The organism is Sphingomonas sp. DG1-23 (genome assembly GCF_030730875.1).
In the GTDB taxonomy this organism is placed as follows: Bacteria; Pseudomonadota; Alphaproteobacteria; order Sphingomonadales; family Sphingomonadaceae; genus Sphingomonas.
On the sequence record NZ_JAVAMA010000003.1, the window covers coordinates 85,617 to 111,598 of the forward strand.

General features: G+C 67.4%; 26 protein-coding genes. 11 read left to right on the forward strand and 15 right to left on the reverse strand.

What is annotated here, in order from left to right:
- Positions 1 to 2: 2 nt before the first annotated feature.
- The 10 genes from Q9Q95_RS05965 to purM all read right to left on the reverse strand — a co-directional run bounded on the left by Q9Q95_RS05965 (position 3) and on the right by purM (position 7,885).
- The gene (locus Q9Q95_RS05965; protein WP_306094887.1) at positions 3 to 515 is read right to left on the reverse strand and encodes a GNAT family N-acetyltransferase; all 513 of its coding nucleotides are present in this window, start codon (positions 513 to 515) and stop codon (positions 3 to 5) included.
- A gap of 42 nt (positions 516 to 557) precedes the next feature.
- Positions 558 to 1,253, reverse strand: a complete 696-nt coding sequence (locus tag Q9Q95_RS05970; RefSeq protein ID WP_306094889.1) for a lysozyme inhibitor LprI family protein — start codon at positions 1,251 to 1,253, stop codon at positions 558 to 560.
- Positions 1,254 to 1,263: 10 nt separating this feature from the next.
- Positions 1,264 to 1,938, reverse strand: a complete 675-nt coding sequence (gene pyrF, locus Q9Q95_RS05975; protein ID WP_306094890.1) for an orotidine-5'-phosphate decarboxylase — start codon at positions 1,936 to 1,938, stop codon at positions 1,264 to 1,266.
- A complete protein-coding gene (locus tag Q9Q95_RS05980) occupies positions 1,935 to 2,258 on the reverse strand; it encodes a LapA family protein (RefSeq protein ID WP_306094892.1) in 324 nt (107 codons plus the stop codon). Before Q9Q95_RS05980 ends, pyrF begins: the two co-directional genes overlap by 4 nt.
- Positions 2,259 to 2,462: 204 nt before the next feature.
- A complete protein-coding gene (locus Q9Q95_RS05985) occupies positions 2,463 to 4,751 on the reverse strand; it encodes a patatin-like protein (protein ID WP_306094894.1) in 2,289 nt (762 codons plus the stop codon).
- A complete protein-coding gene (locus Q9Q95_RS05990; RefSeq protein ID WP_306094896.1) occupies positions 4,751 to 5,446 on the reverse strand; it encodes an endonuclease/exonuclease/phosphatase family protein in 696 nt (231 codons plus the stop codon). The genes Q9Q95_RS05985 and Q9Q95_RS05990 overlap by 1 nt, the downstream gene beginning before the upstream one ends.
- 42 nt (positions 5,447 to 5,488) lie before the next feature.
- Positions 5,489 to 5,680 carry a hypothetical protein gene (locus Q9Q95_RS05995; RefSeq protein WP_306094897.1) on the reverse strand — a complete coding sequence of 64 codons (192 nt, stop codon included), beginning with the start codon at positions 5,678 to 5,680 and terminating at the stop codon, positions 5,489 to 5,491.
- Between the two features lie 79 nt (positions 5,681 to 5,759).
- Positions 5,760 to 6,137 carry an MmcQ/YjbR family DNA-binding protein gene (locus tag Q9Q95_RS06000; protein WP_306094899.1) on the reverse strand — a complete coding sequence of 126 codons (378 nt, stop codon included), beginning with the start codon at positions 6,135 to 6,137 and terminating at the stop codon, positions 5,760 to 5,762.
- Entirely contained in the window at positions 6,128 to 6,697 is a 570-nt protein-coding gene (gene purN / locus Q9Q95_RS06005) for a phosphoribosylglycinamide formyltransferase (RefSeq protein WP_306094901.1), read from the reverse strand. Before purN ends, Q9Q95_RS06000 begins: the two co-directional genes overlap by 10 nt.
- 93 nt (positions 6,698 to 6,790) lie before the next feature.
- On the reverse strand, positions 6,791 to 7,885 hold the full coding sequence (gene purM, locus Q9Q95_RS06010) for a phosphoribosylformylglycinamidine cyclo-ligase (RefSeq protein WP_306094902.1): 1,095 nt from the start codon (positions 7,883 to 7,885) through the stop codon (positions 6,791 to 6,793).
- 214 nt (positions 7,886 to 8,099) lie between these two features.
- Between purM and Q9Q95_RS06015 the strand changes: the two genes are divergently transcribed.
- From Q9Q95_RS06015 to Q9Q95_RS06030, 4 genes are read left to right on the forward strand one after another with little or no spacing between them, the layout of a single operon-like run.
- Entirely contained in the window at positions 8,100 to 9,386 is a 1,287-nt protein-coding gene (locus Q9Q95_RS06015; RefSeq protein WP_306094904.1) for a heavy-metal-associated domain-containing protein, read from the forward strand.
- Positions 9,383 to 9,988, forward strand: coding sequence for a chromosomal replication initiator DnaA (locus Q9Q95_RS06020; protein ID WP_306094906.1), 606 nt, complete (start codon positions 9,383 to 9,385; stop codon positions 9,986 to 9,988). The genes Q9Q95_RS06015 and Q9Q95_RS06020 overlap by 4 nt, the downstream gene beginning before the upstream one ends.
- Before the next feature lie 46 nt (positions 9,989 to 10,034).
- Positions 10,035 to 12,176 (forward strand): RNA degradosome polyphosphate kinase, encoded by a 2,142-nt coding sequence (locus tag Q9Q95_RS06025; RefSeq protein ID WP_306094908.1) that lies wholly within the window; start codon positions 10,035 to 10,037, stop codon positions 12,174 to 12,176.
- Positions 12,177 to 12,180: 4 nt separating this feature from the next.
- A complete protein-coding gene (locus Q9Q95_RS06030) occupies positions 12,181 to 13,674 on the forward strand; it encodes a Ppx/GppA family phosphatase (RefSeq protein ID WP_306094910.1) in 1,494 nt (497 codons plus the stop codon).
- A 28-nt stretch (positions 13,675 to 13,702) separates the two neighbouring features.
- Here the strand turns inward: Q9Q95_RS06030 and Q9Q95_RS06035 are convergent, their stop codons facing one another.
- Both Q9Q95_RS06035 and rnd read right to left on the reverse strand, forming a co-directional pair.
- Positions 13,703 to 13,999, reverse strand: a complete 297-nt coding sequence (locus Q9Q95_RS06035; RefSeq protein WP_306094911.1) for an I78 family peptidase inhibitor — start codon at positions 13,997 to 13,999, stop codon at positions 13,703 to 13,705.
- Complete coding sequence (gene rnd / locus Q9Q95_RS06040) at positions 13,996 to 15,168, reverse strand: ribonuclease D (RefSeq protein ID WP_306094914.1); 1,173 nt, start codon at positions 15,166 to 15,168, stop codon at positions 13,996 to 13,998. Before rnd ends, Q9Q95_RS06035 begins: the two co-directional genes overlap by 4 nt.
- Before the next feature lie 209 nt (positions 15,169 to 15,377).
- On the opposite strand from rnd, the gene aspS reads away from it, so the two are divergent.
- Together aspS and Q9Q95_RS06050 are read left to right on the forward strand one after the other, a co-directional pair.
- Positions 15,378 to 17,198 (forward strand): aspartate--tRNA ligase, encoded by a 1,821-nt coding sequence (gene aspS / locus Q9Q95_RS06045; protein ID WP_306094916.1) that lies wholly within the window; start codon positions 15,378 to 15,380, stop codon positions 17,196 to 17,198.
- A gap of 143 nt (positions 17,199 to 17,341) precedes the next feature.
- Positions 17,342 to 18,115 (forward strand): polyphosphate kinase 2 family protein, encoded by a 774-nt coding sequence (locus Q9Q95_RS06050; protein ID WP_306094918.1) that lies wholly within the window; start codon positions 17,342 to 17,344, stop codon positions 18,113 to 18,115.
- A gap of 31 nt (positions 18,116 to 18,146) precedes the next feature.
- Here the strand turns inward: Q9Q95_RS06050 and Q9Q95_RS06055 are convergent, their stop codons facing one another.
- Positions 18,147 to 18,776, reverse strand: coding sequence for a carbonic anhydrase (locus Q9Q95_RS06055; protein WP_306094920.1), 630 nt, complete (start codon positions 18,774 to 18,776; stop codon positions 18,147 to 18,149).
- A gap of 118 nt (positions 18,777 to 18,894) precedes the next feature.
- Between Q9Q95_RS06055 and lipA the strand changes: the two genes are divergently transcribed.
- Together lipA and Q9Q95_RS06065 are read left to right on the forward strand one after the other, a co-directional pair.
- Positions 18,895 to 19,821, forward strand: a complete 927-nt coding sequence (lipA, locus tag Q9Q95_RS06060) for a lipoyl synthase (protein ID WP_306094922.1) — start codon at positions 18,895 to 18,897, stop codon at positions 19,819 to 19,821.
- Positions 19,822 to 20,002: 181 nt separating this feature from the next.
- A complete protein-coding gene (locus Q9Q95_RS06065) occupies positions 20,003 to 20,497 on the forward strand; it encodes a type II toxin-antitoxin system RatA family toxin (protein WP_306094923.1) in 495 nt (164 codons plus the stop codon).
- Here the strand turns inward: Q9Q95_RS06065 and Q9Q95_RS06070 are convergent.
- Together Q9Q95_RS06070 and Q9Q95_RS06075 are read right to left on the reverse strand one after the other, a co-directional pair.
- Complete coding sequence (locus Q9Q95_RS06070) at positions 20,425 to 20,958, reverse strand: CinA family protein (protein WP_306094925.1); 534 nt, start codon at positions 20,956 to 20,958, stop codon at positions 20,425 to 20,427. The two genes, Q9Q95_RS06065 and Q9Q95_RS06070, sit on opposite strands and share 73 nt — an antisense overlap.
- Before the next feature lie 38 nt (positions 20,959 to 20,996).
- Positions 20,997 to 22,148, reverse strand: a complete 1,152-nt coding sequence (locus Q9Q95_RS06075) for a bifunctional 2-C-methyl-D-erythritol 4-phosphate cytidylyltransferase/2-C-methyl-D-erythritol 2,4-cyclodiphosphate synthase (RefSeq protein WP_306094927.1) — start codon at positions 22,146 to 22,148, stop codon at positions 20,997 to 20,999.
- A 288-nt stretch (positions 22,149 to 22,436) separates the two neighbouring features.
- Here Q9Q95_RS06075 and dusB point away from each other — a divergent pair, with 288 nt between their 5' ends.
- Genes dusB through ntrC form a run of 3 tightly spaced genes read left to right on the forward strand, consistent with a single transcriptional unit; the run spans position 22,437 to position 25,947 of the window.
- Complete coding sequence (dusB, locus tag Q9Q95_RS06080; protein ID WP_306094929.1) at positions 22,437 to 23,435, forward strand: tRNA dihydrouridine synthase DusB; 999 nt, start codon at positions 22,437 to 22,439, stop codon at positions 23,433 to 23,435.
- Positions 23,411 to 24,508 (forward strand): nitrogen regulation protein NR(II), encoded by a 1,098-nt coding sequence (locus tag Q9Q95_RS06085; RefSeq protein WP_306094932.1) that lies wholly within the window; start codon positions 23,411 to 23,413, stop codon positions 24,506 to 24,508. The genes dusB and Q9Q95_RS06085 overlap by 25 nt, the downstream gene beginning before the upstream one ends.
- Positions 24,505 to 25,947, forward strand: coding sequence for a nitrogen regulation protein NR(I) (gene ntrC / locus Q9Q95_RS06090; protein WP_306094934.1), 1,443 nt, complete (start codon positions 24,505 to 24,507; stop codon positions 25,945 to 25,947). Before Q9Q95_RS06085 ends, ntrC begins: the two co-directional genes overlap by 4 nt.
- The last annotated feature ends 35 nt before the right edge of the window (positions 25,948 to 25,982 follow it).

Consider the following 25,982-nt stretch of genomic DNA (forward strand, 5'->3'; position numbering starts at 1 on the left):
GCTCAGGCGAGCGATTTGACCAGCACCGTCATGAACAATGGCGGTTCGACCGGAAAGACGAAGTCGCGCCGCTCGCCGGTCTGGACATAGCCGCGGCGCTCATACCAGGCGATCAGCCGGTGCCGCACGTCGATGACGGTCATCTCGATGCGGTCGGCATGGAGCTCGTCGCGCGCCCAAGCCTCGGCGGCAGCGAGCAATTGCCGGCCCGCGCCAGCTGCCTGCAGCGCCGGATCGATGCAGAGCAGTCCGAGATAGGCGAGCCCATCGCCTTTGTCGGCGAGGTTGACGCAGCCGATGGTGGCGCCGTCCTGCTCGGCGATCAGCAGGCGTTGCGCCGGATCGGCGACGATCGCCTCCAGCGTCGCGAGATCGGTGCGCTGGCCCTGGATGAGATCGGCCTCGTGAGTCCAGCCCTGCCGCGCGCTCTCGCCGCGATAGGCGCGCTCGATCACGGGATGGAGGCGCGGCAGATCGGCGGACGTAGCGGTGCGAACAGTCACGATGTCGGGCATGATGCTCTGTCGAACGCACGGACCGCTTTGGCAAGAGGCCGGCTATTGGTTGCCCGCGACCCAGTTGTTGGCGGGGAGGAAATTGTCGCTCAACCCGTAATTGCCCCGGCAATAGCGTTTGCAGCCGGCCGAGGCGTTGGTGTCGAGCCGGGTGACATGGCCGGTTCTGTCGCGCGTGAAGCTGAAGTCGATCCGGCACGCGCCGGCGCTCCAGCTCGCTTTGGCGGGCGAGGCGCGCGTCGCGACGGCGCCCGCTTCACCGTCGTTCGCCGGCAATCTGCACAACGTCTCGCCGTCCCGGTCGCGGACCAGCGCGAAATCGAACGCATTGCCGTCGATATGGGTGATCGTGAGCGTGGCGACGTCGGCGGTCTTGTAGCTCGCTTCCCACGTCTCCCTGTCGAAGGCGTCGAGCAAGTCGCGTTGCTGCCGATAGTCGGTCTCGACGGCGCTTGCGTCACAGGACTTCGCGCAGCGGGCGCGCAGGATCTGCTGCCAGTCGCGCTGCTGGCTACGGAAACTCGCTTTGTCGAAGAGCTGCGCCAGCCGTGCCTTGTAGAGCGCGGCGACCTCGCCATCGAGTGCGGAGAGCTTCGGGCTCGCGCAGATCGTCTTTTCGAGCGGATGGCGTGCGCTGGCGCAATCGAAGCTGGCGGACTGGAGCGGCGTCGCGGCAGGGAGCCCGAACCATGCGAGCAACGAAGCAAGAAGTCCGAGACCCGCAATCCGCACCATCATCGTCCTCCCGCTATAGGGTCGCCTCTATCGCGCGCGCCGCCAGATCCGGATCCTCGGCCTGGGTGATCGGGCGCCCGACCACGAGGATCGATGCACCGGCATCGAGCGCGGCGCGCGGAGTCACCACGCGCTTCTGATCGCCGATCACGCCATTTGCGGGACGCACTCCCGGCACGACGAAGAAGCCGTGCGGCCATGCTTTTTTGGCCGCGGCGACCTCCTCGCCCGAGCAGACGATGCCGTCGACCCCTGCCGATCTGGCCAGTTCGGCGAGACGCACCACCTGTTCGTGCGGATCGGGGCCGAGACCGATCGAGCGCAGATCGGTGGCGTCGAGGCTGGTGAGCATCGTCACCGCGACCACCTTGGTGCCGGTGGGCGCGGCGGCCTTGGCGTCCTCGAGCATCGCGCGGCCGCCGGCGGCGTGGACGGTGAGGATCGCCGGCTCGAGCGGGCGCAGCGCCTGGATCGCCTTGGCAACGGTGTTGGGGATGTCGTGGAACTTGAGGTCGAGGAAGATCGGCAACCCGATCTCGGCCATCTCGCGCACGCCCTGGCGACCATTGGCCATGAAGAATTCGAGGCCGAGCTTGATCCCGCCGACATGGTTGCGGACCCGCTGCGCGATCGTCCGCGCGCGCTCGATGTCCGGGGTGTCGAGCGCGACGTAGAGCGGCGCGCTCATGGCTGCGGATCCGCCGTCAGCGGCAGGCCGGAAGTGGCGGCGATGCCGGGGACAGGTTCGGGCGCCACCGCGCGCAAATCGGCGATCGCGCGTTCGAGCCCGGCGAGCCGCTGCCGGGAGCGCCAGCGCAGGGTCTGATAGGCGACGAGCGCCGGCAGCAGCCCAAGCAGGAAGGTGATGATCAGCAGCAGCGGCAGGCTGAAATCGGCGACGAGACCGCCCCACAGGCGAATGTCGACGCGCTCGTCGCCATTATAGATCACAAAGGCCGCGACGAGGCCGCCCAGCAACAGCCAGAACAGCACCTTCAGAAACCGCATGCCTTTCCTTTCCTCGTGGCGACCGGGAAGACCTTAGGCCGGGTGCCCCCTGTTGCCAACTCTCCCTCTCCCATCGGGAGAGGGAGAGAGCCGATGAAATCGGCGGAAGGGTGAGGGGGCATGTGTCTTGATCAACGTCCCCCTCATCCTTCCCACACCTTCGGCGCGGGCCCCTTTCTTCTCCCACAAGGCGAGAAGGAGGTTTCAGCCGATCTCGTTGCGCAGCTCCGCGAACAGCCCGGGTATCGCCTGCAGCCGTTCCTCCTCCTCGTCGAGGATGGCGTGGAAGGCGTTGCGCTTGATCTCGGTGACGCGTTGTTCGGGCAGGCGATCCTCGAACGGCAGGGCCGACAGGACGATGTCGATCAGCCGGTCGGCGCCGTGGAGGCGGCCCCACAAATAGTCGTTCTCGCGATAGGCCCGGCTGAAGAATGCCCCGAAGCTGTTGAACTGGATGCCCTTGAGCGTCGCCGCGGCACCGCCGGTGCGAATCGCGATGGCGTCGTCCGGCGAGATGCGGTCGACGCGGATCGGATCGAACTCGTCCATGCCCTCGCCCTGGAGCAGCGGCAAGGTGGCGATGTCGAAGAACGGGAAGCCGAGATGCGCGAGCAGCATCGGCCGGCGCAATTCCTTCGAGAGCGCGCTGAATCCGTCGGAAAGCCGCGCGTCGGTCGCAGTGTCGAGCGCCTTCAACTGCATCCGCTCGGCGAGCAGATCGAGCACCGGTCCGGCATCGTCGGTCATGTCGCGGACCGCGCCGCGCAGATCGGCGAAGGTGTCCGAGCGCTTGAGCTCGAGATAGGCGGCGAGCGATTCGTAGATCGCCTCGCGCATCGGCAGCAATTCGACGTGCGAGCTGGGCAGGTCGATTTCGGTCAGCCGTCGCGCGAGCAGCCGGAGCCGTCGGATGCGGAAGCCGAGATCGTGCGCGCGCAGGAACTCGAGCGTCTGCGGGCTGGCGCCGTTGGAGAGCGTGGCGCCGAAGCGGTCGCCGCCGCGCGCCTGCACCGCGTGCGCGACGGCTTCGCGGATCTCGCGCAGCCGCTCCGGCTCGTGACGATCGCCGATCGTGTGGAGCAGCCGCGCAGTGCGGTCGATCGCGCCCTGGACCTTGAGCAGGCCATAAGCGGTATGGCCGTATCCGGCCTTGGCCGCGGCGGCGACCTGCGCGCGGCGGCGCCATGCCGAGAGCCGCTTGGGCGTCGGATAATCGAGCCACAAGGTATAGCCGAACAGCGCCTCGACCTGCATTTCGACTTCGGTGCGGATCTCGCCGATGATCGAGAGCATCCGCTCGATCTTGTCCGAACGCTCGGCGATGGCCTCCAGATTGTCGCGGATGGGCTGCTCGCGCGGCAGCTCGGACAGCGAGCCGATGATCGTCTGGAAGAAGCCCGGGGCCTCCTGCGACTCACCGTAAAAGTCGAAGCGGAAATTGGGATGGGGGTCGATATAGACGAAGCGCCGATCGACCTGGCGGCGTGCGGGGCGTTCGCGAAGCGCGTCGATCGCGGGGCGGAACGGCGCATTGGCGAGCACCGAGCCGTCGATCAGCACCGCCTTTTTCGCGCGGTTATCGGCCCATTGCTCGGGCATGACATGTTCGAGGAAGCGGTCGCGGCCGGACCAGTCGGTGCCGCGCTCCTCGATCAGCGTGTCCATTTCGGCGACCGTGAAGGGCGGAAAGGCGCCGGGAAAGCTGGAGGTCGCGCGGGCGGCGAAGGCGAGTTCGGGCACTTGCGCGAACGGCGCGTCCGAATCGCCGTGATCGGTGAACGAGAAGACGAGGCGATGTTCGGTCTCGACCACGCGCGGCGGCGAATTGAGCCGAAGTTCCTCGGCATGGCCGCGAAAATCGGTGACGGTGACGAACAGGTCGAGCGGCTGGCCCTGCGGCAACAGGCGGCGATAGGCCGGGCCCTTCGCCATCGCGTCGAACGCGTTCATCAGCGTGTTGAGCAGCCTTTTGCCGCCGAAAGGAGGTTCGAACCAGCGCGAGCGGACGAAGCTCTCGAGCTTGAGGCGGACTTCGTCGCGCGCGCCGGCCTCGACCGTTTCGTCGATCGTCTTGCTGCGATTGGCGACGAGCCACGCGATCGGGATCGCCCAGATCTTGGCGAAGCGATGCGACGGTGCCTGGCGCGGCTCGATCAGCGCCTCGACATCGGCATGGTCCATCCACATGTCGGTGAGCGGATCGAGCGACTGGCCGGTGGCGATCGCCTGGGCGAGGAACACCGCGTTGATCCCGCCGGCGCTGGCGCCCGACAATATGTCGACGAGCACGCGCAGATTGATTCCCGAGACCTCGCGGATCTCGTCGATCAGCTGGCGATAGACCCCGTTGCCTTCCTCGCCCTCGCGCGCGGCGCAGCTCGCTCTGGCGAGCCGCCAGACCTCCTTGGTGATGCCGTGCATGTAGACGGCGAGGCTGATCCCGCCATAGCAGACGAGCGCGAGCCGCAGCTCCTTGTCGCGGGTTGCGGTCATCAGGCGGTCCGGATCTCGGCCCAGATCGGCAGATGATCCGATGCGGTACGCGAATTCAGGCTTTCGTGCACCCCGGCGGCCTCGATCGTCAGATCGCGGCTGACCATGATCCGGTCGAGCCGGGCCATCGGGCGGCGGGCATGGAAGCTCTTGCCGGTCGCGGCGAACTGGAAATGCTGGGCGAAATCGCGCAGGCAGCCGCTCTGCGGAGTCCATTCGTTGAGATCGCCCATCAGCACCGTCGGATAGCGTTCGGCGCTCGATTCGACATGCGCGATGATCGCGTGCGCCTGGCGGCGGCGCCACAGCCCCGACAGATCGAGATGCATGCCGACCACGCGCAGGACCTGTCCGCGCACCCGGACTTCGGCCATCACCGCACCGCGCGGCTCGAGCGCGGGCAGATGGATCGCTTCGCAGCCGAGGATCTGCGCGTCCTTGCGCACCAGCAGCGCGTTGCCGTGCCAGCCCATCGAGCGCGCGCGCATCCCGAAGGTGATCGCCTTCCAGTCGCCATGCTCGGCGAGCAGGTGGCTGGTCAGCACCGCCTCGCGGGTGCCGAAGCGGCGATCGGCTTCCTGCAGCGCGATCACGTCGGCATTCACTTCGCAAAGGACCTGGAGCGTCCGCTCGGGCCGGCGCCGCCGATCGGTGCCGATCGACTTGCGCATATTGTAGCTGGCGACCTTGATCATGTGCGCCCCTTATCGCGGGGCCGATGGGGGATGGGCAAGGGCCTAGCTCGGATGCGCCTCGCTGCCTCGCTGTCCCGCGGCTTCCTCGGCGGCTGCGATCAGGCTGCGGCCGGTGGCGTCGGCAGCTTCGGGAGTCATCGCGACTGCAATACCGTCGGGACCGTCGAGCAGGACGAGACCTTGCTCGGCCGCGGCGACGCCGGGCTTGCTCTCGGGTTCTTGCGGTGAAGTCATTTTGCACTCTCCCTTTTCACGCTGTGCTGCGCTTGTTGCGGCCGTGGGGAGAAAACTCGGCGGCGCGACGGGCGTTCCTTTAGCGGCCGCCCGCCTCGAGCAGGCGGCGCGGCGCGGCGAGTTCCCAGCTGCGTGCGATGCGATCGCCGACATGCGCCCAGTCGGTATCGGCGGCATGGATCGCGAGGCCAACCCATTCGGCGCGGAAATAGGCGACGCGCGAATAACTTTCAGGCGCCGCCTCGATCAGCATCCGCGCCTCCTCGGCGTCGGCGGTCTTGACCGCGACCACGGTGCGGCCGTCGCCGTGATGATCGTGACGGAACTGGGCGTACATCTTCCCCGCGACGAAGAAGGTCGGCTGGCCGTGGCTGGGCCGTTCCTCGCTCTCCGGGAGATCGAGGGCGAGCGCGCGGACCTGGTGCAGCGCGGGATCGGGATCGGGGCTCAGCGGCATAGGAACTCGGCTATTACCCTCGCGTAGAGCCGATGTTCCGCCGCGAGCACCCGTTCGGCAAGCGTTTCGGGCGTGTCGCCGGGCAGGATCGCCACTTCGACCTGGCCGAGCACTTCGCCGCCGTCGAGCTCTTCGGTGACGATATGGACCGAGACCCCGCCATGGCTGTCGCCCGCCGCAATCGCGCGGGCATGGGTGTCGAGACCCTTATATTTCGGCAGCAGCGAGGGGTGGATGTTGACGATCCGGCCGCGCCAGCGCGCGACGAAATCGTCCGAGAGCAGGCGCATGTAACCGGCAAGCGCGATCAGCTCGACGCCGGCGTCGCGCATCGCGGCGTCGATCTTCGCCTCGTACTCGGGCTTGGGCATGCCTTTGGGCGATTGCGCGAAGGTCGGCACGCACTGCGCCTGCGCCCAGGCGAGGCCGGCGGCCTCGGGCCTGTCGCTGGCGACGAGGACGACTTCATAGGGGCAGCCCTCGGCGCGCGACGCCTCGACCAGCGCTGCCATGTTCGAACCGCGGCCGGAGATCAGGATGCCGAGCTTTTTGCGGGTCATTTCGCAGTGCTCCTGCGAAAGCAGGAGCCCGGGTGTCGCAGAGAATACCGCTTGTAACTCTGGGCTCCTGCCTTCGCAGGAGCACGGAGGCGCTCAGTCATTGTGCGTCGCGCTCCAGTCGGCCCGCGCGCTCCAGGTTTCGGCGGGACCGAATACGGTGCAGCCGCGCGGACCTTCCTCGACCATACCGATCCGGAATACGGTTTCGCCCGCGGCGGCCAGTTCGGCGGCCACCGTCCCGGCATCCTCCGCGGCGACCGCTGCGACCATGCCGATCCCGCAATTGAAGGTGCGCGCCATTTCCTCGGGCTCGATATTCCCCTGCGCCTGCAGGAACGCCATCAGCCGCGGCAGCGGCCAGGCGGCGGCGTCGATGCGGGCGTGGCAATTCCCGGGGAGCACGCGCGGGACATTTTCGAGCAGCCCGCCGCCGGTGATGTGGGCGAGCCCGCGGATCGTGCCCTTGCGCAGCTGCGGCAACAGGCTCGCGACATAGATCCGCGTCGGCGCCATCAGCGCGTCGAGCAGGATCACGTCCTGGTCGAACACCGCGGGGCGATCGAGCTTCCAGCCCTTGTCGGCGGCGAGTCGGCGGACGAGCGAGAAGCCGTTGGAATGGATGCCCGTAGAGGCGAGGCCGAGCAGCACGTCGCCGGGGCCGATCGCGCTGCCGTCGAGCAACTGATCGCGCTCGACCGCGCCGACGCAGAAGCCGGCAAGGTCGTAATCGCCCTCGGCATACATGCCCGGCATCTCGGCGGTCTCGCCGCCGATCAGCGCGCAGCCGGCTTGGCGGCAGCCCTCGGCGATCGACGCGACGACTCGCTCGGCGGTCTCGGGAACCAGCTTGCCGCTGGCATAATAATCGAGGAAGAACAGAGGCTCGGCGCCCTGGACGATCAGATCGTTGGCGCACATCGCGACGAGATCGACGCCGACCCCGTCATGCGCGTCATGCTCGATCGCGAGCTTCAATTTGGTGCCGACGCCGTCGTTCGCGGCGACGAGCAGCGGATCGGTGAACCCCGCCGCCTTGAGGTCGAACACCCCGCCAAAGCCGCCCAACGCGGCATCCGCGCCGGGGCGACGGGTGGATTTGGCCAGCGGGCCGATGGCGCGGACCAGCGCATTGCCGGCCGCGATCGAGACGCCCGCCTGGGCGTAGGTATAGGCTTTGGGTTCGCTCATGCGGCAAGCGCTTAGCGGGGAGTTGGCTTTCCGTCACCCCAGAGCGATCACCCTCACCCTTCCGGCGCCTTCGGCGCCTCCCTCCCTCTCCCGACGGGAGAGGGAAGGGGCCCGCCGCCGAAGGCGGTGGGAAGGGTGAGGGTGAGTGTAATGGAAGCGCATTCGCCAGAAGTCCCTTGGATTTCCGCGCCCGCTTCGCCAAAAGGGCGCCCGCATGCAATTGTCCCGCATTTCGCTCACCATCGGTATCGCCGGCGCGCTCGCTCTTGCGGGGGCGGGGGTCGTGAAGGCGCAAGGCGAGGCCGGCGGCGCCAGCGCAGTGCCGATCGACGCGTCGGGAAGCTTCGAGGTCGCCGGCGTCCAGGTGGACGTCAAGGGCAAGGATGCCGATACGGCGCGGCAAGGCGGTTGGCGGATCGCCCAGCGCAAGGGCTGGGAGATGCTGTCCGAACGGCTGACCGGCAAGAAATCCACCCTCGGCGATTCGGCGCTCGACGCTCTGGTCACCGGAATCGTCGTCGAGCGCGAGCAGATCGGGCCGTCGCGCTACGTCGCCCGATTGGGCGTATTGTTCGATCGCGGCAAGGCGGGCGCGATTCTCGGCGTGTCGACGGCGGTGTCGCGTTCGGCGCCGATGCTGCTGGTGCCGCTCGAATTCTCCGGCGGAGTCGGGCGCGTGTTCGAGCGCGAGACGGCATGGTCGCGCGCGTGGAATCGCTTCCGCAGCGGCGGCAGCACGGTCGACTATGTCCGGCTGCGCGGCTCGGGCCCCGATGCGATGCTGATCAACGCCGGGCAGACGCTGCGGCGCGGGCGCAACTGGTGGCGCACGGTGCTCGACCAATATGGCGCGTCCGACGTGCTGGTCGCCGAAGTGCAGCTGCGCCGCGAATATCCGGGCGGGCCGATCGTCGGAATCTTCGCCGCCAATCACGGTCCCGACCGTCGCCCGATCACCAGTTTCGCGCTGCGCGTCGACAATGGCGATTCGCTCGACGCCTTGCTCGACGCAGGCATCCAGCGGCTCGACCAGGCCTATCAAAAAGCGCTCGCCTCTGGCCTACTGCGCCCCGACGCGCTGCTGGCGGTACGTCCGCCGCGGGTCAAGACTGCCGAGGAGCTTGCGGCCGAGGCTGCAGCGGCGGCGGCAGCCGCCGAAGCGACGCCGACCCCGACTCCCGGCGCGAGCAGCGCCGCGACCGCAACCTTCACCGTGCAGGTCGATACGCCGAGCGCGGCGGCGCTCACTGCATCCGAATCGGCAGTGCGCGGCGTGCCCGGCGTACGTTCGGCGGCGACCACCAGCCTCGCGCTCGGCGGGATTTCGGTGATGCGGGTCGGCTATGACGGCTCGATCGGCAATTTGCGCGCCGCGCTCGAGGCGCGCGGCTGGCAGGTGCAGGAGGGGCCGGGCGTGCTCCTCATCCGCCGCGGCGGCGGAGCCCGGACGCCCGCCGCCTCGCCTTCGCCCACGGCGTCGAGCACGCCTGCGACCAAATGAGCCAGATGCGCCTGCCGCTCGGACTTCCCGAGGCGCGCGAGACGGAATTCCTTGTCGGCGAATCGAATAGTCGCGCGGTCCACCAGCTCGAACATTGGGCGACCTGGCCGGTGATGTCGGCGCTGCTGGTCGGTCCGCGCAAATCGGGGCGCAGCCTGCTCGCGCGCATCTTCGCGGCGAAAAGCGGCGGGCGAATCTTCGACGATGCCGATCGGGCCAGCGAGGCCGAGGTCTTCCACGCGTGGAACGCGGCGCAGCAGGAGCGACGCCCGCTGCTGATCGTCGCCGAGGCCCCGCCGCCGATCTGGCAGGTCAAGCTGCCCGATCTGCGCTCGCGGCTTGCCGCCTCGCCGTTGCTCGAACTCGGCCCGCCTGACGATTTGCTCGTGCCGCAGCTGATCGAGCGCGCCTTCGAACGACATCTGCTCCATGCGAAGCCCGATCTGATCGCGTGGTTGTCGAAACGGATCGAGCGCAGCCACGTCGCGATCCTGCGCGTTGCCGATGCACTGGAGAGCGAATCGGACAATCGGCTGTCGATCCCCGCCGTACGCGCCGCGCTCGCGCAAAACGGTCTCATAACCGAAACGGACGAACCCTAGTGCGATGACCAAGGCAGCAAACAAGCAGGCCGCAGGGGGCGTTTCGATGACCGATCAACCGGCCGAGCCGGGCAAGCGTTACTTCAACCGCGAGCTGAGCTGGCTCGCTTTCAATCGCCGGGTGATGGAGGAAGCGTGCAATCCCGCGCATCCGCTGCTCGAGCGGCTGCGCTTCCTGTCGATCTCGGGCTCGAACTTCGACGAATTCTTCATGGTCCGCGTCGCCGGGCTGATGGGACAGCAGCTCCAGCGGGTCGAGGCGCGTTCGGCCGACGGGATGACTCCCGGACAGCAGCTCGCGGCGATCTCGGCCGAGGCCGAGATCCTTGCCGACAGCCAGCAGAGCGTGTGGCACGACATCCGCACCCAGCTCGCCGAAGTCGGCATCCATGTGCTCGAGCCCGAGGAGATCGAGGGCGAGACCGAGGAATGGCTGCAAAACCATTTCCGCGAGCAGATCTTCCCGATCCTGACGCCGCAGGCGCTCGATCCGGCGCATCCGTTCCCGTTCATCCCCAATCAGGGATCGAGCGTGATCTTCGATCTTGTCCGGCGTTCGGATCAGGAGCCGATCCGCGAACTGGTGCTGCTGCCCACCACGATGCCGCGTTTCGCGCGGTTGCCCGGCGAGCCGGCACGCTACGTCGCGGTCGAGGTCTTGCTCAAGCGCTTCACCCATCTGCTCTTCCCCGGTTACGACGTGCTCGGATCGGCGGCGTTCCGGGTGCTGCGCGACAGCGATATCGAGATCGAGGAAGAGGCCGAAGACCTCGTCATGACCTTCCGCTCGGCGATCAAGCGCCGGCGACGGGGCAGGGTGATCCGTCTCGAAATGGAAGACGGCATCGCCCCCGGGCTCGAGGCGGTGCTCAAGGAGGAACTCGGCGGCAGCGAGGCCTTGCTCACCGAGACCGGCGGCTTCATCGGCATCGGCGACCTGTCGATGCTGGTCGACGAGGACCGGCCCGACCTCAAATTCACGCCCTATTCGGCGCGCTTCCCCGAGCGGGTGCGCGAATATGGCGGCGATTGCTTCGCCGCGATCCGGGCGAAGGACATCGTCGTCCATCACCCTTATGAGACTTTCGACGTCGTGCTGTCGTTTCTCGGACAGGCGGCGAGCGACCCTGACGTGGTGGCGATCAAGCAGACGCTGTACCGCGCCGGCAAGCAGCCGGCGGTGATCAACGCGCTGATCGCGGCGGCCGAAGCGGGCAAGTCGGTCACCGCGGTGGTCGAACTGAAAGCGCGGTTCGACGAGGAGCAGAATCTCTATTGGGCGACCGCGCTCGAACGCGCCGGCGTCCAGGTGGTCTATGGCTTCATCGACTGGAAGACCCATGCCAAGGTCTCGATGGTGGTGCGGCGCGAGGGCGGGCAATTCCGCACCTATTGCCACTTCGGCACCGGCAATTATCACCCGATCACCGCGCGCATCTATACCGATCTGAGCTTCTTCACCGCCGATCCGAAGGTCGGCCGCGATGCCGCGCAATTGTTCAACTACGTCACCGGCTATGTCGAGCCCGAGTCGCTCGAGCTGCTCAGCCTGAGCCCGCGCGATCTGCGCAACCAATTGGTCGCATTGATCGACGCCGAGATCGGCCATGCCCGTGCCGGCCGGCCGGGGGCGATCTGGGCGAAGATGAATTCGGTGGTCGATCCGGCGGTGATCGAGAAGCTCTACGAAGCGAGCGCGGCGGGGGTCGAGGTGGATCTGATCATCCGCGGCATCTGCTGCCTGCGCCCCGGCGTGCCCGGGCTTTCCGAGAACATCCGGGTCAAGTCGATCGTCGGACGCTTTCTCGAGCATAGCCGGATCTGGGCGTTCGGCAACGGCAAGGGGCTGCCAGGGGACGCCGCCAAATTGTACATCTCCTCGGCCGACTGGATGCCGCGCAACTTCGATCGCCGCGTCGAGTTCATGCTCCCGATCCTCAACAAGACGGTGCACGATCAGGTGATGGACCAGGTCATGGTCGCCAATCTGCTCGACGACGAGCAGAGCTGGCAGCTCCAGCCCGACGGTCGCTATGTCCGCGCCGAGCCGGGTGCCGAGCCGTTCAACCTGCACCGCTATTTCATGACCAATCCCTCGCTGTCGGGACGCGGCGCCGCGCTCGAGAAGCGCAAGCCCGTGCCCAAATTGTCGCTGAAGCGACGGCGCGCGGCCAAAAAGGAAGTTTGACGCCATGGCGACGCTCCTCCGCAAGCCGGAGCAACGGGTTGCGCCTGCCAAGGCTCGCACCGGCATCATCGATATCGGCTCGAACTCGGTCCGCCTCGTCGTCTATGAAGGCGCGGCGCGGCTGCCGGCGGTGTTGTTCAACGAAAAGGTGATGGCCGGACTCGGCCGGGCGCTGAGCGACACCGGGGCGATCGATGCGGACGGGCTGAAGCGCGCGCAATCCGCGCTGGCGCGATTCGCCGCGCTGGCCCGCGAGATGCAGGTCGGCGAATTACGCACCGTCGCGACCGCAGCGGTGCGCGACGCTTCCAACGGCGGCGAGCTGATCCGCGCGGCCGAGGCGCTCGGGCTCGAGGTCGAATTGCTGTCGGGCGTCGAGGAAGCCATGGCCTCGGGGATGGGCGTGCTGTCCGGCATCCCCGACGCCGACGGCGTGGTGGGCGATCTCGGCGGCGGCAGCCTCGAGCTGGTGCGGGTGGTCGCGGGCACGGTCACCGATCGCGTCTCCTTCCCGCTCGGGGTGCTGCGGCTCGGCGTGATTCGCGCCGAAGGGAAAGGCGCACTCGATCGCCGCGTGGCGACGCTGATCGCCGAGGCGGGCTGGACCGGACGCGGCAAGGGGCTGCCTTTCTATCTGGTCGGCGGATCGTGGCGCGCGCTCGCCCGGCTCGACATGCATCGGACCGATTACCGGCTGCCGGTGGTCCATCAATATCCGATCGGTCTCGATCGCGTCGGCGAGCTCCAGCAGATCCTCGCCGAGATCCCCAAGGCCGAACTCAAGGCAATTCCCGACATTTCGGGCGCGCGCATCCCGACGCTGGGCGACGCGACGGCACTGCTGCTCAGCGTGCTCAGGCATCTCGGCAGCAGCGGCAGCGTGGTTTCGGCCTATGGGCTGCGCGAAGGGCTGCTCTATCAGCGGCTCAGCCCTGCCCAGCGGCTCGAGGATCCGCTGATCGCCGCGGCGCGCGACGAAGGCGACCGTTCGGGGCGGTTTCCCGAGCATGGTGACCTGCTGGATGCATGGATCGCGCCTTTGTTCGACGATTCGCCCGAGCTCGGCCGAATCCGCCACGCCGCGTGCCTGCTCGCCGATGTCGGCTGGCGCGCCAATCCCGAGTTCCGCGCCGAGCGCGGCATGGAGATCGCGCTCCACGGCAATTGGGTGGCGATCGACTCGGCGGGGCGCGCGGTGCTCGCCCAGGCGCTTTACACGGCTCTGGGCGGCGGGCTCGGTTGCCCCGAACCGCTCGATCGGCTCGCCGACGAAGAGTCGCTCGCGCATGCGCGGCTCTGGGGCCTCGCGATCCGGCTCGGCCAGCGGCTGAGCGGGGGCGTCGCGGCGCCGCTCAGGCGCTCGCATGTCGCGCTGGAGGACGGCACCCTGGCGCTCAGCCTCGAGCATGACGACGAAGCGCTGTACGGCGAAGCAGTCGAGAAGCGCCACAAGGCGCTGGCGGCGGCGTTCGCGCGCGAGCCGGTGCTGGAAGTCTAGGGCTCCTGCTTTCGCAGGAGCACGCGGGTCAACCGCAATGCGCGCGAATGATCTTTCCCTGCTCGTCGGTGTTCAGGTTCAGCCGGTCCTCGCGATAATCCATCGTCACGGCCATTCCCGGCGCGATCCAGCGGATCGTCTTCGCGCCCGACAGGCGCAGCGCCTCTTTCGCGACGGCCTCGCTCTGCTTCTTGCCGTTCAGGCCGGCGAGCCCGTCGGCGACGCATTTGCCGGCGAGCGCGGGCGGCGCTTCGGCTTGCGGGCGCTCGCCATAGGTGCAGGCGCCGGCGGCCAGCGCGATGAGCGGGAAGGCAAGGCGGATCATGACGGCTCCTCGGTACGGGTCATCTTGAGCTTTCCGTTGCGGACGGTGAACCCGAGCTGACCCTCTACCAGTTCGAGCGCGTCGCGGCCGAATTGCTCGAAGCGCCAGCCCTGGAGGATCGACAGATCCTCGCGCACGCCGGCCGCGAGCGCCTCAAGATCGTCCGAGCGCGCGAGCAGCCTCGCCGCGACGTTGATCTCCTTGGCGCGGATCTTGAGCAGCAATTTGAGCAGATCGGCGACGAGCGCGCCGTCCTTGCCCAATGCGGGCTTGCGATCGTCGCGCGCCGGCAATTCGTCGCCCGACATCGGCCGCGCGCTCTCCAGCGCCGCCATCAGCCGGCCGCCGATATCGTTGCCGCCCCATGCCGGGGAGAGCCCGCGGACCTTGGCGAGATCGCCCTGCTTGCGCGGCGGGGTACCGGCGAGATCGGCGAGGGTCTCGTCCTTGATGATGCGGCCGCGCGGCAGATCCTTGCCCTGCGCCTCGATCTCGCGCCAGCGGGCGAGCGCCTTCAGCCGGCCGAGCACTTCGGGCTTGCGGCTCGAGACGCGGACGCGCTGCCACGCCTGATCGGGGTCGTTGCGGTAATTTTCGGGGTCGGCGAGCCGCTCCATCTCCTGATCGAGCCACGCGCCGCGGCCGGTTTTCCGAAGCTTCTCGAGCATCCTCGGGAAGATTTCGGAGAGATAGGTGACGTCGCAGATCGCATAGTCGATCTGGCGCTTGTCGAGCGGGCGGCGGCTCCAGTCGGTGAAGCGCGCGCCCTTGTCGACGGTGATGCCGAGATAGGTGTCGACGAGGTTCGAATAGCCGATCTGCTCGCCCTGGCCGAGCGCCATCGCCGCGACCTGGGTGTCGAACAGCGGGTGCGGGGTCTTGCCAGTGAGATTGTAGACGATCTCGATGTCCTGCCCGCCGGCATGGAAGACCTTGAGCACGTCCTCGTTGTTGACCAGCAGATCGAGCAAGGGCTGCATGTCGATCCCGCCCATCGGATCGATCGCGGCCGCCTCTTCGTCATCGGCGATCTGGATCAGGCAGAGCTCGGGCCAATAGCTGTTTTCGCGCATGAACTCGGTGTCCACGCAGATATACGGCTTGGCGGCGAAACGGGTACAGAGATTGGCGAGGGCGGCGCTGTCCTCGATCAGACCATGAATATGCATCGGGGGCCCATATACTGGTCTTCGGGTTGACAAAAGAGGGTGGGAGGGGAAAGCGCGCAGCATGTCATTCCGTCCAAGTCCCCCTCCCGCTTGCGGGAGGGGCTAGGGGAGGGGAGTATCGCGGGCCAACCGGCATGTGGTCAGTCCCTCCCCCGACTCCTCCCGCAAGCGGGAGGGGAGATGTCGGGCAAAGCCAAGAGAAGAGAACGATGCACGCCTATCGCACGCATACCTGCGCCCAGCTCCGCGCCGCCGATGTCGGGCAGGAAGTCCGGCTTTCGGGCTGGGTTCATCGCACGCGCGAGCACGCCAACGTGCTGTTCGTCGATCTGCGCGACCATTATGGCGTCACCCAGATCGTCGTCGAGACGGGCTCCGATCTCTATCCGATCGTCGATGGCTGCGGCGCCGAATCGGTGCTGACCTTCACCGGCAAGGTCGCGGCGCGCGCGCCCGAGACGCTCAACCCGAAGCTCGCGACCGGCGAGATCGAAATCTATCCGAGCGACGTGAAGGTCCAGTCGGCCGCAGAGCGGCTGCCGCTGCCGGTGTTCGGCGATGCCGAATATCCCGAGGAGATCCGCCTCAAGAACCGCTTCCTCGATCTGCGCCGCGAACGGCTTCACAAGAACATCATGCTGCGCTCGAACGTGATCTCGTCGCTGCGCCAGCGGATGATCGGCCAGGGCTTCACCGAGTTCCAGACGCCGATCCTGACCGCGTCGTCGCCCGAAGGCGCGCGCGACTATCTCGTCCCGTCGCGCGTCCATCCGGGCAAGTTCTACGCGCTGCCGCAGGCGCCGCAGATGTTCAAGCAGCTGCTGATGGTGGCCGGCTTCGACCGCTATTTCCAGATCGCGCCGTGCTTCCGCGACGAGGACGCCCGCGCCGATCGCTCGCCCGGCGAATTCTACCAGCTCGATTTCGAAATGAGCTTCGTCACCCAGGACGATGTTTTCGCGGCGATCGAGCCGGTCCTGCACGGCGTGTTCGAGGAATTCGCCGATTTCGACGGCAAGGGCCGTAGCGTCAGCCCGCTGCCGTTCAAGCGCATCCCCTATCGCGAATCCATGCTCAAATATGGCAGCGACAAGCCCGATCTGCGCAACCCGCTGCTCGTCCACGACGTCGGCGACTTCTTCGAGGGATCGGGTTTCGGCCGCTTCGCCACGATGGTCGAGGCAGGCGACGTCGTCCGCGCCATCGCCGCGCCGAACACCCATGAGAAGAGCCGCAAATTCTTCGACGAGATGAACAGCTGGGCGCAGTCCGAAGGCTTCCCCGGCCTCGGCTATGCCACGCAGAAGGACGGCGTGTTCGGCGGTCCGATCGCCAACAATCATGGCCAGGAAGGCATGCAGGCGATCGCCGACGCGATGGGCCTCGGCCCCAATGACGGCATCTTCTTCGCCGCGGGCAAGGAAGCGCAGGCCGCGAAGCTCGCCGGGCTCGCGCGCACCCGCGTCGGCGAGCAGCTCGAGCTGATCGACAAGTCGCGCTTCGAGTTCTGCTGGATCGTCGATTTTCCGATGTTCGAGGCCGACGAGGAGACCGGCAAGATCGATTTCAGCCACAACCCGTTCAGCATGCCGCAGGGCGAGCTCGAGGCGCTTGAGACCAAGGACCCGCTCGACATCCTCGCCTTCCAGTACGACATCGTCTGCAACGGGGTGGAATTGAGCTCGGGCGCGATCCGGAACCACCGTCCGGACATCATGTACAAGGCGTTCGAGATCGCCGGCTACAGCCAGGCCGAGGTCGACACCAATTTCGCGGGGATGATCAACGCCTTCAAGTTCGGCGCGCCCCCGCATGGCGGTTCGGCCCCGGGGGTCGACCGCATCGTGATGCTGCTCGCCGACGAGCCCAATATCCGCGAGGTGATCGTCTTCCCGATGACCCAGAAGGCCGAGGATCTGATGATGCAGGCCCCGGCGTTCGTCAGCGAGAAGCAGCTCAAGGAACTCGGCATCCGCCTGTCGCCGCAGGTGGCGGCGGACCTGGCGAAGAAGGGCACCGACGGCAGCTGAAGCCCTCTCCCATCGGGAGAGGGAAGGGCCCCGCTTGCGCAGCAAGGGGGAAGGGTGAGGGCGACCAACCGCTCACCCTCACCCTTGCGCGCCTTTGGCGCTCCCTCTCCCAAAGGGAGGGGGATTGGGGTACGCCTTGAGATATGACCATCGATCTCGGCGACTACGAAGCTGGCCACCCCTTTGACGGGCACTACAAAAAGGCGCTGAAGAAGCTCCAGAAGCGGCTCAGCCACATCCATTACGCGCATATCGTCCACAAAAGCCGCGCGATCATCGTGTTCGAGGGCTGGGACGCGGCGGGGAAGGGCGGGATCATCCAGCGGCTCACCGCCGAATGGGACCCGCGCTATTTCGAGGTCTGGCCGATCTCGGCGCCGACTCCCGAGGAACGGGCGCACCATTTCCTGTGGCGCTTCTGGCGGCGATTGCCCGCCCAGCACAATATCGCGATCTTCGACCGCAGTTGGTACGGTCGCGTGCTGGTCGAACGAGTCGAGGGCTTCGCCAGCGAAGCCGAGTGGCAGCGCGGCTATGACGAGATCAACGATTTCGAAGCGCAGCAGGTCGAGACCGGCGCGACCCTCGTCAAGGTGTTCGTCCATGTGACGCAGAAGACCCAGGACCGGCGCCTGCGCGACCGGTTCGAGCATCCGTGGAAGCGCTGGAAGACCGGTCTCGACGATTATCGCAACCGCGCGAGGCGGGCGGATTATCTCGAGGCGATGGCCGAGATGTTCGAACGCACCGACACGAAGCACGCCCGCTGGATCCTGGTCGACGGCAACGACAAGAAGGCGGCGCGGATCGCCGCGCTGACCGCGATCGCCGATGCGCTGGAGGCCAAGGTGCCGATGGAACCGCCCGCGCTCGATCCCGAGGTGGAGAAGGTCGCGCGCAAGGCGCTTGGGCTCTAGCCGTCATCGCGGCGAAAGCCGGGATGACGGTCTATGCCGGCGCGAAATTTCCGTCCTCGCCCATCACGTGCAGCACGCCCTCCGCAATCGCGAAATAGGTGCCGTGGAGCGCGAGCGTCCCCGCCGCGACACGATCGGCGACGAAGGGGAAGGTCATCAAATTGACCAGCGACACCCGCACCGTCTCGAGCTCGAGCGCGTGCACTGCCTCAGGGCCGTTGCCGTGCCGTGCCACTACCCGGTCGCGTGCCTCGTCGAGCATGTCGACCCAATGCGCGATGAACCCGCCCTCGCCATTGGGCGCGCCCTTGAACCGCTGCGACAGCGAGGCGGATACCCCGCCGCACGCGCCATGTCCCATCACCACGATCTCGGGAACTTCGAGCTGCGTCACTGCGAACTCGAGCGCCGCCGACACGCCGTGGCGGCTCGCATCGTCCTCGAACGGGGGCACGAGGTTGGCGACGTTGCGCACCACGAAGATCTCGCCGGGAACGGTATCGAAGATCTGCGCCGGGTCGACCCGGCTGTCGGAGCAGGCGATCACCATCACGCGCGGGCTCTGCCCCTCGCGCAGTTCCTCCCAGCGTTCGCGGTGACGGCGATATTCGCTGGTGCGGAAGCGCTGATAGCCGTCGAGCAGGTCGGTAAAGTCGGTCATGGCCGCCTCTTTAGCGAAACCCTCGCGGTTGCGAAGCCGCTATGACAGTCGGAAACTGCAATCAGATGTGCAAGCACGGTTGTTGTGCCTGCAAGCGCGCATCGCTATCTGGCCTTCCATGAACGAAATGTCCCCGCTGCCGCGTCCCGAGCGCGTGCGGAAGCCCGACTGGATCCGCGTCAAGGCGCCGACTTCGGAAGGCTTCGCCGCGACTCGCGCGCTGATGCGCTCGAAGAGCCTCACCACGGTGTGCGAGGAGGCCGCCTGTCCGAACATCGGCGAGTGCTGGTCGAAGAAGCACGCGACGGTGATGATCCTCGGCGACACCTGCACGCGCGCCTGCGCCTTTTGCAACGTCAAGACCGGCATGCCGCGCGCCGTCGATCCGATGGAGCCCGAGAATGTCGCCGATGCCGCGGCCCAGATGGGGCTCGAGCATATCGTCGTGACCTCGGTCGATCGCGACGATCTTCCCGATGGCGGCGCGAAGCAGTTCGTCAAGGTGATCGAGGCGATCCGCCGGTCGAACCCGAAGACGACGATCGAGATCCTCACCCCCGATTTCCGCAACAAGCACGAGCAGGCCGTCGAGATGATCGTCGCGGCACGGCCCGACGTCTACAACCACAATCTCGAAACCGTCCCGCGGCTCTATCCGACGATCCGCCCGGGCGCGCGCTATTACGCTTCGCTGCGGCTGCTCGAGATGGTCAAGCGGCTCGATCCGTCGATCTTCACCAAATCGGGCGTGATGCTCGGGCTCGGCGAGGAACGGCTCGAAATCCATCAGGTGATGGACGACATGCGCAGCGCCGACGTGGATTTCCTGACGATGGGCCAATATCTCCAGCCGACGCCGCGCCATGCCAAGGTGCAGGAGTTCGTCACGCCGCAGGCGTTCGGCTCGTACGGCGCGATCGCCCGCGCCAAGGGCTTCCTGCTGGTCGCCTCGTCGCCGCTGACCCGGTCGAGCTATCACGCCGGCGACGATTTCGCGAAGATGCGCGATGCGCGGGCGGCGAAGCTTGCCAAGGTGAGCGCATGAAATTCCTCCCCGAGCTTGCTCGGGGAGGGGAACCGCGCCCGCAGGGCGTGGTGGAGGGGCGCCGCGCAGCGGCATCGTTCCTCGGTCTGCCCGAATCACCGCGCCTGCAGCGCGGCCCCTCCACCATGCTTCGCATGGTCCCCCTCCCCAAGCGGAGCTCGGGGAGGATCTAAGAGCGAATATGCCCAAGCATTCCGAAACCCGCGCGCTGCCCTATTCCCCCGAGCAGATGTTCGATCTGGTCGCCGATGTCGGGCGCTATGGCGAATTCCTCCCCTGGGTTTCGGCGGTGCGGGTGCGGTCGAACAGCGACACCCAGATGGTCGCGGATCTGATCGTCGGGTTCAAGGGGCTGCGCGAGAGCTTCACGTCGCGGGTCGAGAAGCAGCGGCCCGGCCATATCCGGGTCGATTATCTCGAAGGCCCGCTCAAGCATCTCAACAATGACTGGAAGTTCCGCAGCGACGGCAAAGGCGGCTGCCTCGTCGATTTCTGCGTCGATTTCGCGTTCAAGAACCGCGTGTTCGAGATGCTGGCGGGGCAGGTGTTCGATCGCGCGCTGCGCAAGATGATCAACGCGTTCGAGGAACGCGCGGCGCGGCTCTACGGCGACTCGACGGGCTCGGGGGCGGCCGCGTCGGGCATCAGCAGTTCGAGCGCGCAAAGCGCCGCCTGAAGCCGGACCCCGGCGCGGCCGTTATTCTCGAAATGCCGGGCATCGGCGACGATGTGCTGCGGATCGGCGCCGCGCTCGGCCTGGGCGAACACCACGGTGCCCACCGGCTTCTTCTCGCTGCCGCCATCGGGGCCGGCGATCCCGGTGATCGCCACGGCGACATCGGCGGTGCTGCGCTTGAGCGCGCCCTGCGCCATGCTCCACGCCACTGCGATCGACACCGAGCCGAAGGTTTCGAGCACGTCGCCGCTGACCTTGAGCACTTCGGTCTTGGCCTCGTTGGAATAAGTGACGAAGCCGGCGTCGAACACGTCCGACGAGCCCGGAATTTCGGTGAGCGCGGCGCTGACGAGGCCGCCGGTGCAGCTTTCCGCCACGGCGATGCGGCGACCCGCGGCGCGGTTCGCCTCGAGGACTTTGCGCGCGGCCTCGACCAGCTGGGCAGGGAGAATCGTATCCATGGAGAGGCCCTGTGCCACCGGGATGTTTCGATAGCGAGTCAGGCGTTGCCCGCAGGTACTCGGACGGTCGCAATCGCCTGTGCGGCCATGCCCTCGCCGCGTCCGGTGAAGCCGAGCCGCTCGGTGGTCGTCGCCTTCACGCTGACGCACGACTCGGGCAAAGCGAGGATCGCGGCGATGCTGGCGCGGATTGCTTCGCGATGCGGTCCGATCTTGGGCGCCTCGCAGACGATCGTCACGTCGACGAAATCCACGACCCCGCCCTGCGCGACGATCAGCCCGGCGGCATGTTCGAGGAACCGTGCCGAGGCGGCGCCACGCCACTTCGGGTCGCTCGGCGGGAAATGCATGCCGATATCGCCGGCGCCGATCGCCCCGAGCAAGGCATCGGTGATCGCGTGGAGCACGACGTCGGCGTCGCTGTGACCCGACAGGCCCTTGTCATGGGCTATGCGGATGCCGCCGAGCCAGAGTTCCTCGCCCTCGGCGAAGCGGTGGACGTCATAGCCCGTCGCGGTACGGACGCGCATCGCCGCGGCATGGCGCGCCTCGGCGGCGGCGAAGTCGGCGGGGTGGGTGATCTTTTCCAGCGTCATGTCTCCGGGAACCAACGCGACTGCGTGGCCTAGCGCGCGAACCATCTGCGCGTCGTCGGTCGCGTCGCGGCCTTCGGGCCAGGCCTGGTGCGCGGCACGGATCGTGGCGGTGCGGAAGGCCTGCGGGGTCTGGACGCGGACCACGCCGTCGCGGGGGACGGTCTCGCCCAGCTTCTCGCCCCCCTGCGCAAGCGTATCGGCGACGGGCAAGGCGGGAAGGGCGCCTTCATGGCTGTCGAGCGCCGCTAGCAGCGCGTCGATCACCGCGTGCGACAGAAAGGGCCGCGCGGCATCGTGGATCAGCACGCGGTCGGCGGCGATCGCCGCGAGGCCGTTTGCCGCCGACTCGCGCCGCGTCGCGCCGCCGATGAGATATCTCACCGGCATGCCCAGCGCCGCATGCAGCGCCGCTTCCTGGCCCGCGCCGATCACCACCAGCACTTCGTCGACCGCCGGATGCGACGTCAGCGCGGCATAGGCATGCGCAATCAGCGGCTTGCCGGCCAGCGGTACGAATTGCTTGGGCACGCTCCCGCCGATGCGGGTCCCCTGGCCCGCGGCAACGAGGATGGCGGCTGTCGAGACGTGCTTCATCGTCGCGGGCCTAGAACAAGTTCAGGCAAGGTTGAACCGCAATCGGGGCGCGGTGCCGGTTGCAAAATAGGATTTCGTCTGCTTGCCTGAAGGCCGCACCGATGCTCCGCTCTTTGATTTCGTCGATCGACCACACTTTCCTTCGTTTCCTGCGCAAGAAAGTTGCGCATTGCATCGCGTTTCCGGCAGTTTAGTCAATTTAGCCGCGAAACCTTCCGGCGTCGGCGGCCCGTCTTGCCAATCCGGGCTTGTGCGGCTAGGCGTCGCTGCCTATTTTTCAGGCAGATCATGCGCGAACTCGCTCCCATCCAGATCGGCCCCGTCCGGGTCGAAGCCCCGGTGCTGCTCGCGCCGATGACCGGCGTGACCGATTTGCCGTTCCGCCGCGTCGTGCGCCGTTATGGCTCTGGGCTCAACGTCACCGAAATGGTCGCCAGCCAGGCTGCGATCCGCGAGACCCGCCAGTCGCTCCAGAAATTCGCCTGGGATCCGATCGAGGATCCGGTGTCGATGCAATTGGTCGGCTGCACGCCCTATGAGATGGCCGAGGCGGCGAAGCTCAGCGAGGATCGCGGCGCGGCGATCGTCGACATCAACATGGGCTGCCCGGTCCGCAAGGTCACCAGCGGCGACGCCGGATCGGCGCTGATGCGCGACCTCGATCTCGCCGCGTCGCTGATCGCGGCGTGCGTCAAGGCGGTCAGCGTCCCCGTGACGGTCAAGATGCGGATGGGCTGGGACCATGCCAGCCTCAACGCCCCCGAGCTCGCGCATATCGCCGAGGATCTCGGCGCGAAGATGATCACCGTCCATGGCCGCACCCGCAACCAGATGTACAAGGGCAATGCCGACTGGGGCTTCATCCGCAAGGTGAAGGACGCGGTGTCTATCCCGGTGATCGCCAATGGCGACATCTGCACGGTCGAGGATGCCCGCGCTGCGCTGGCGCAATCGGGCGCCGACGGGGTGATGATCGGGCGCGGCGCCTATGGCCGGCCGTGGATCCTGCGCGACGTGATGGACGCGCTGACCGGCCAGCCCGAGCGCGCCGAGCCGTCGCTCGACGAACAATATCGCGTGATCGTAGAGCATTATGTCGACACCCTCAGCCATTATGGCAACGAGGTCGGCGTCAACATGATGCGCAAGCATGTCGGCTGGTACACCAAGGGCATCCATGGCTCGGCCGAGTTCCGCAACCATGTCAACAAGATCTCCGATCCGGTGCGAGTGCTCGACATGCTCGCCGAATTCTACGCGCCATGGTCTTCGCGCGCGGCGGCCTGAGGCGCGCGAGGCCGGAACCGGTTAAGGGACCTGGCTTCGGCGAATTGTTCGCCGCGCTTCCCGTCGCGGTGCTGGTGATCGATCCCGACGGCCGCATCGCCCATGCCAATTCGGCGTGCGAGCTGCTGCTCAATCATAGCGAGACGACGATGGTCGGGCAGCCGTACGACGCGGTGCTGCGCCCGCCCGAGGATTATGTCGATCGCCGCGACGGGCATGGCTTCGCGGCGTTCGACATCGAGATCGAGGCGGTCCGCGGCCCGCGCATCCGGGTCGATTTCGTCGAGACGATGATCGCCGACCAGCCCGGCTGGCGGATCGTTACGCTCCATCATGCGCCCCAGTCGCGCCCGGTGGCGCAGGGTGCCGATCGCACCGCTGGCGCGCGCGCGGCGGTCGGCGCCGCGGCGATGCTCGCGCACGAGATCAAGAACCCGCTGTCGGGGATTCGCGGCGCCGCGCAATTGCTGCAGCGGGGCGACGCGGAAGGCGAGCTCACCGGGCTGATCACCACCGAAGTCGACCGCATCGTCGCGCTGATCGACCGGATGCAGGACTTTACCGACACGCGGCCGCTCAAGCTCGCGCCGACCAACGTCTATCCCTTGCTCGATCACGCCCGGCGGGTGGCGCTGGCGGGTTTCGCGCGCGAGATCGCGATCGAGGAGCGTTTCGATCCCTCGCTGCCGCCGGTTCTGGTCGATCCCGATGCATTCCTGCAGGTGCTGCTCAATCTGCTCAAGAACGCCGCGGAAGCGCTGGGCGACACCGCCGAGCCCCGGATCACGCTGGCGACCGCCTATCGCCACGGCATGTCGGTGAGCACCGGCGCCGGCCGGCCGCGCCAGAAGCTGCCGATCGAGATCCTCGTCCTCGACAATGGCCCCGGCGCGCCCGACGACATTGCCGAGCATCTGTTCGAGCCGTTCGTCTCGGGCAAGCCGGAAGGGAAGGGGCTGGGATTGCCGTTGGTCGAGAAGCTGGTCCGCGACATGGGCGGGATCGTCCAATATGGCCGCGAGCGCGACCCCGAGGCGACCGTGTTCCGCATCCTGCTGCCGAGGGCGGCATGAGCGGCAGCGTATTGATCGTCGACGACGATTCGGCGATCCGCACCGTCGTCGCCGCCGCGCTCAGGCGCGAGGGGCACCGGGTCACGACCGCGGCGAGCATCGCGGAGCTGCGCCGGGCATTGGCGAGCGGCGTGCCCGACGTGCTGGTGACCGACGTGGTGCTCCCCGACGGCAACGGGCTCGATGTCGCGGCGGGGCTCGCCGGCGAGCATCCCGAGCTGCCGATCATCGTCTTCTCGGCACAGAACACGCTGGCCACCGCCGTGCGCGCGACCGAGGTCGGCGCGTTCGATTATCTGCCCAAGCCCTTCGACCTCGACGTGCTCGCCCAGGCGGTGCGCGGCGCGATCGCCCGGCGGCAGCGCCAGCCCGCCGAACTCGCCGAGGCCGAGATCCAGGGCGGCTCGACGCTGATCGGGCGCTCGCCGGCGATGCAGGAAGTGTATCGCGTCATCGCCCGCGTCGTCGCGAACGATCTGACCGTGCTGATCTCGGGCGAATCGGGCACCGGCAAGGAGCTGGTCGCGCAGGCGATCCACGATCTCGGGCCGCGCCGCCGTGCGCCTTTCGTCGCGCTCAACATGGCGGCGATCCCGCGCGAGCTGATCGAGGCCGAATTGTTCGGGCACGAGCGCGGCGCCTTTACCGGCGCGGCGACCCGCGTCGCGGGCAAGTTCGAGCAGGCGGCCGGCGGCACCCTGTTCCTCGACGAGATCGGCGACATGCCGATGGACGCGCAGACCCGGCTGCTGCGCGTGCTCCAGTCGGGCGAGTTCACCACCGTCGGCGGCGCGCGGACGATCCGGGCCGATGTCCGTATCGTCGCGGCGACCAACAAGGACCTCGTTCAGCTGGTCCAGGCCGGACAGTTTCGCGAGGACCTGTTCTACCGGCTCAACGTCGTCCCGGTGAGCCTGCCGTCGCTGCGCGAACGCCGCCAGGACGTGCCGCTGCTCGCGCGCCATTTCCTCGATCGCGCCGCCGAGGCGGGGCTGCCGCGCAAGCAGCTCGATCCGGGCGCAGTCGCGGTGCTCGAAGGCTATGACTGGCCGGGCAACGTCCGCGAGCTCGAGAATCTGATGCGCCGCATCGCCGCGCTCAGCCGCGACGAATGGATCGACGCCGATGCGATCCGCCGCGCGATCGGCGATTCGAGCAATTTCCAGCCCGAGGCGCGCGATGCGGGGATCGACGCGGCGGTGCGCGCCCGGCTCGAACGCATGGCGATCGAGGAGCCGCGCGCGCTCGACGACGGCAGCCTGTACGAGCGCATCATCGGCGAGGTCGAGCGTCCGTTGATCGAGGCGATGCTGGCGCGCCATCAGAACAACCAGCTGCGCGCCGCGCGTGCGCTCGGCATCAATCGCAATACCCTGCGCAAGCGGCTCGACACCTTGGGGATCGAGATGGGGGCGGATCGACCGGCCGGTACCGAATAGCGACGGTTAGCCCCAAATTATGTGTTCTTTCGGCC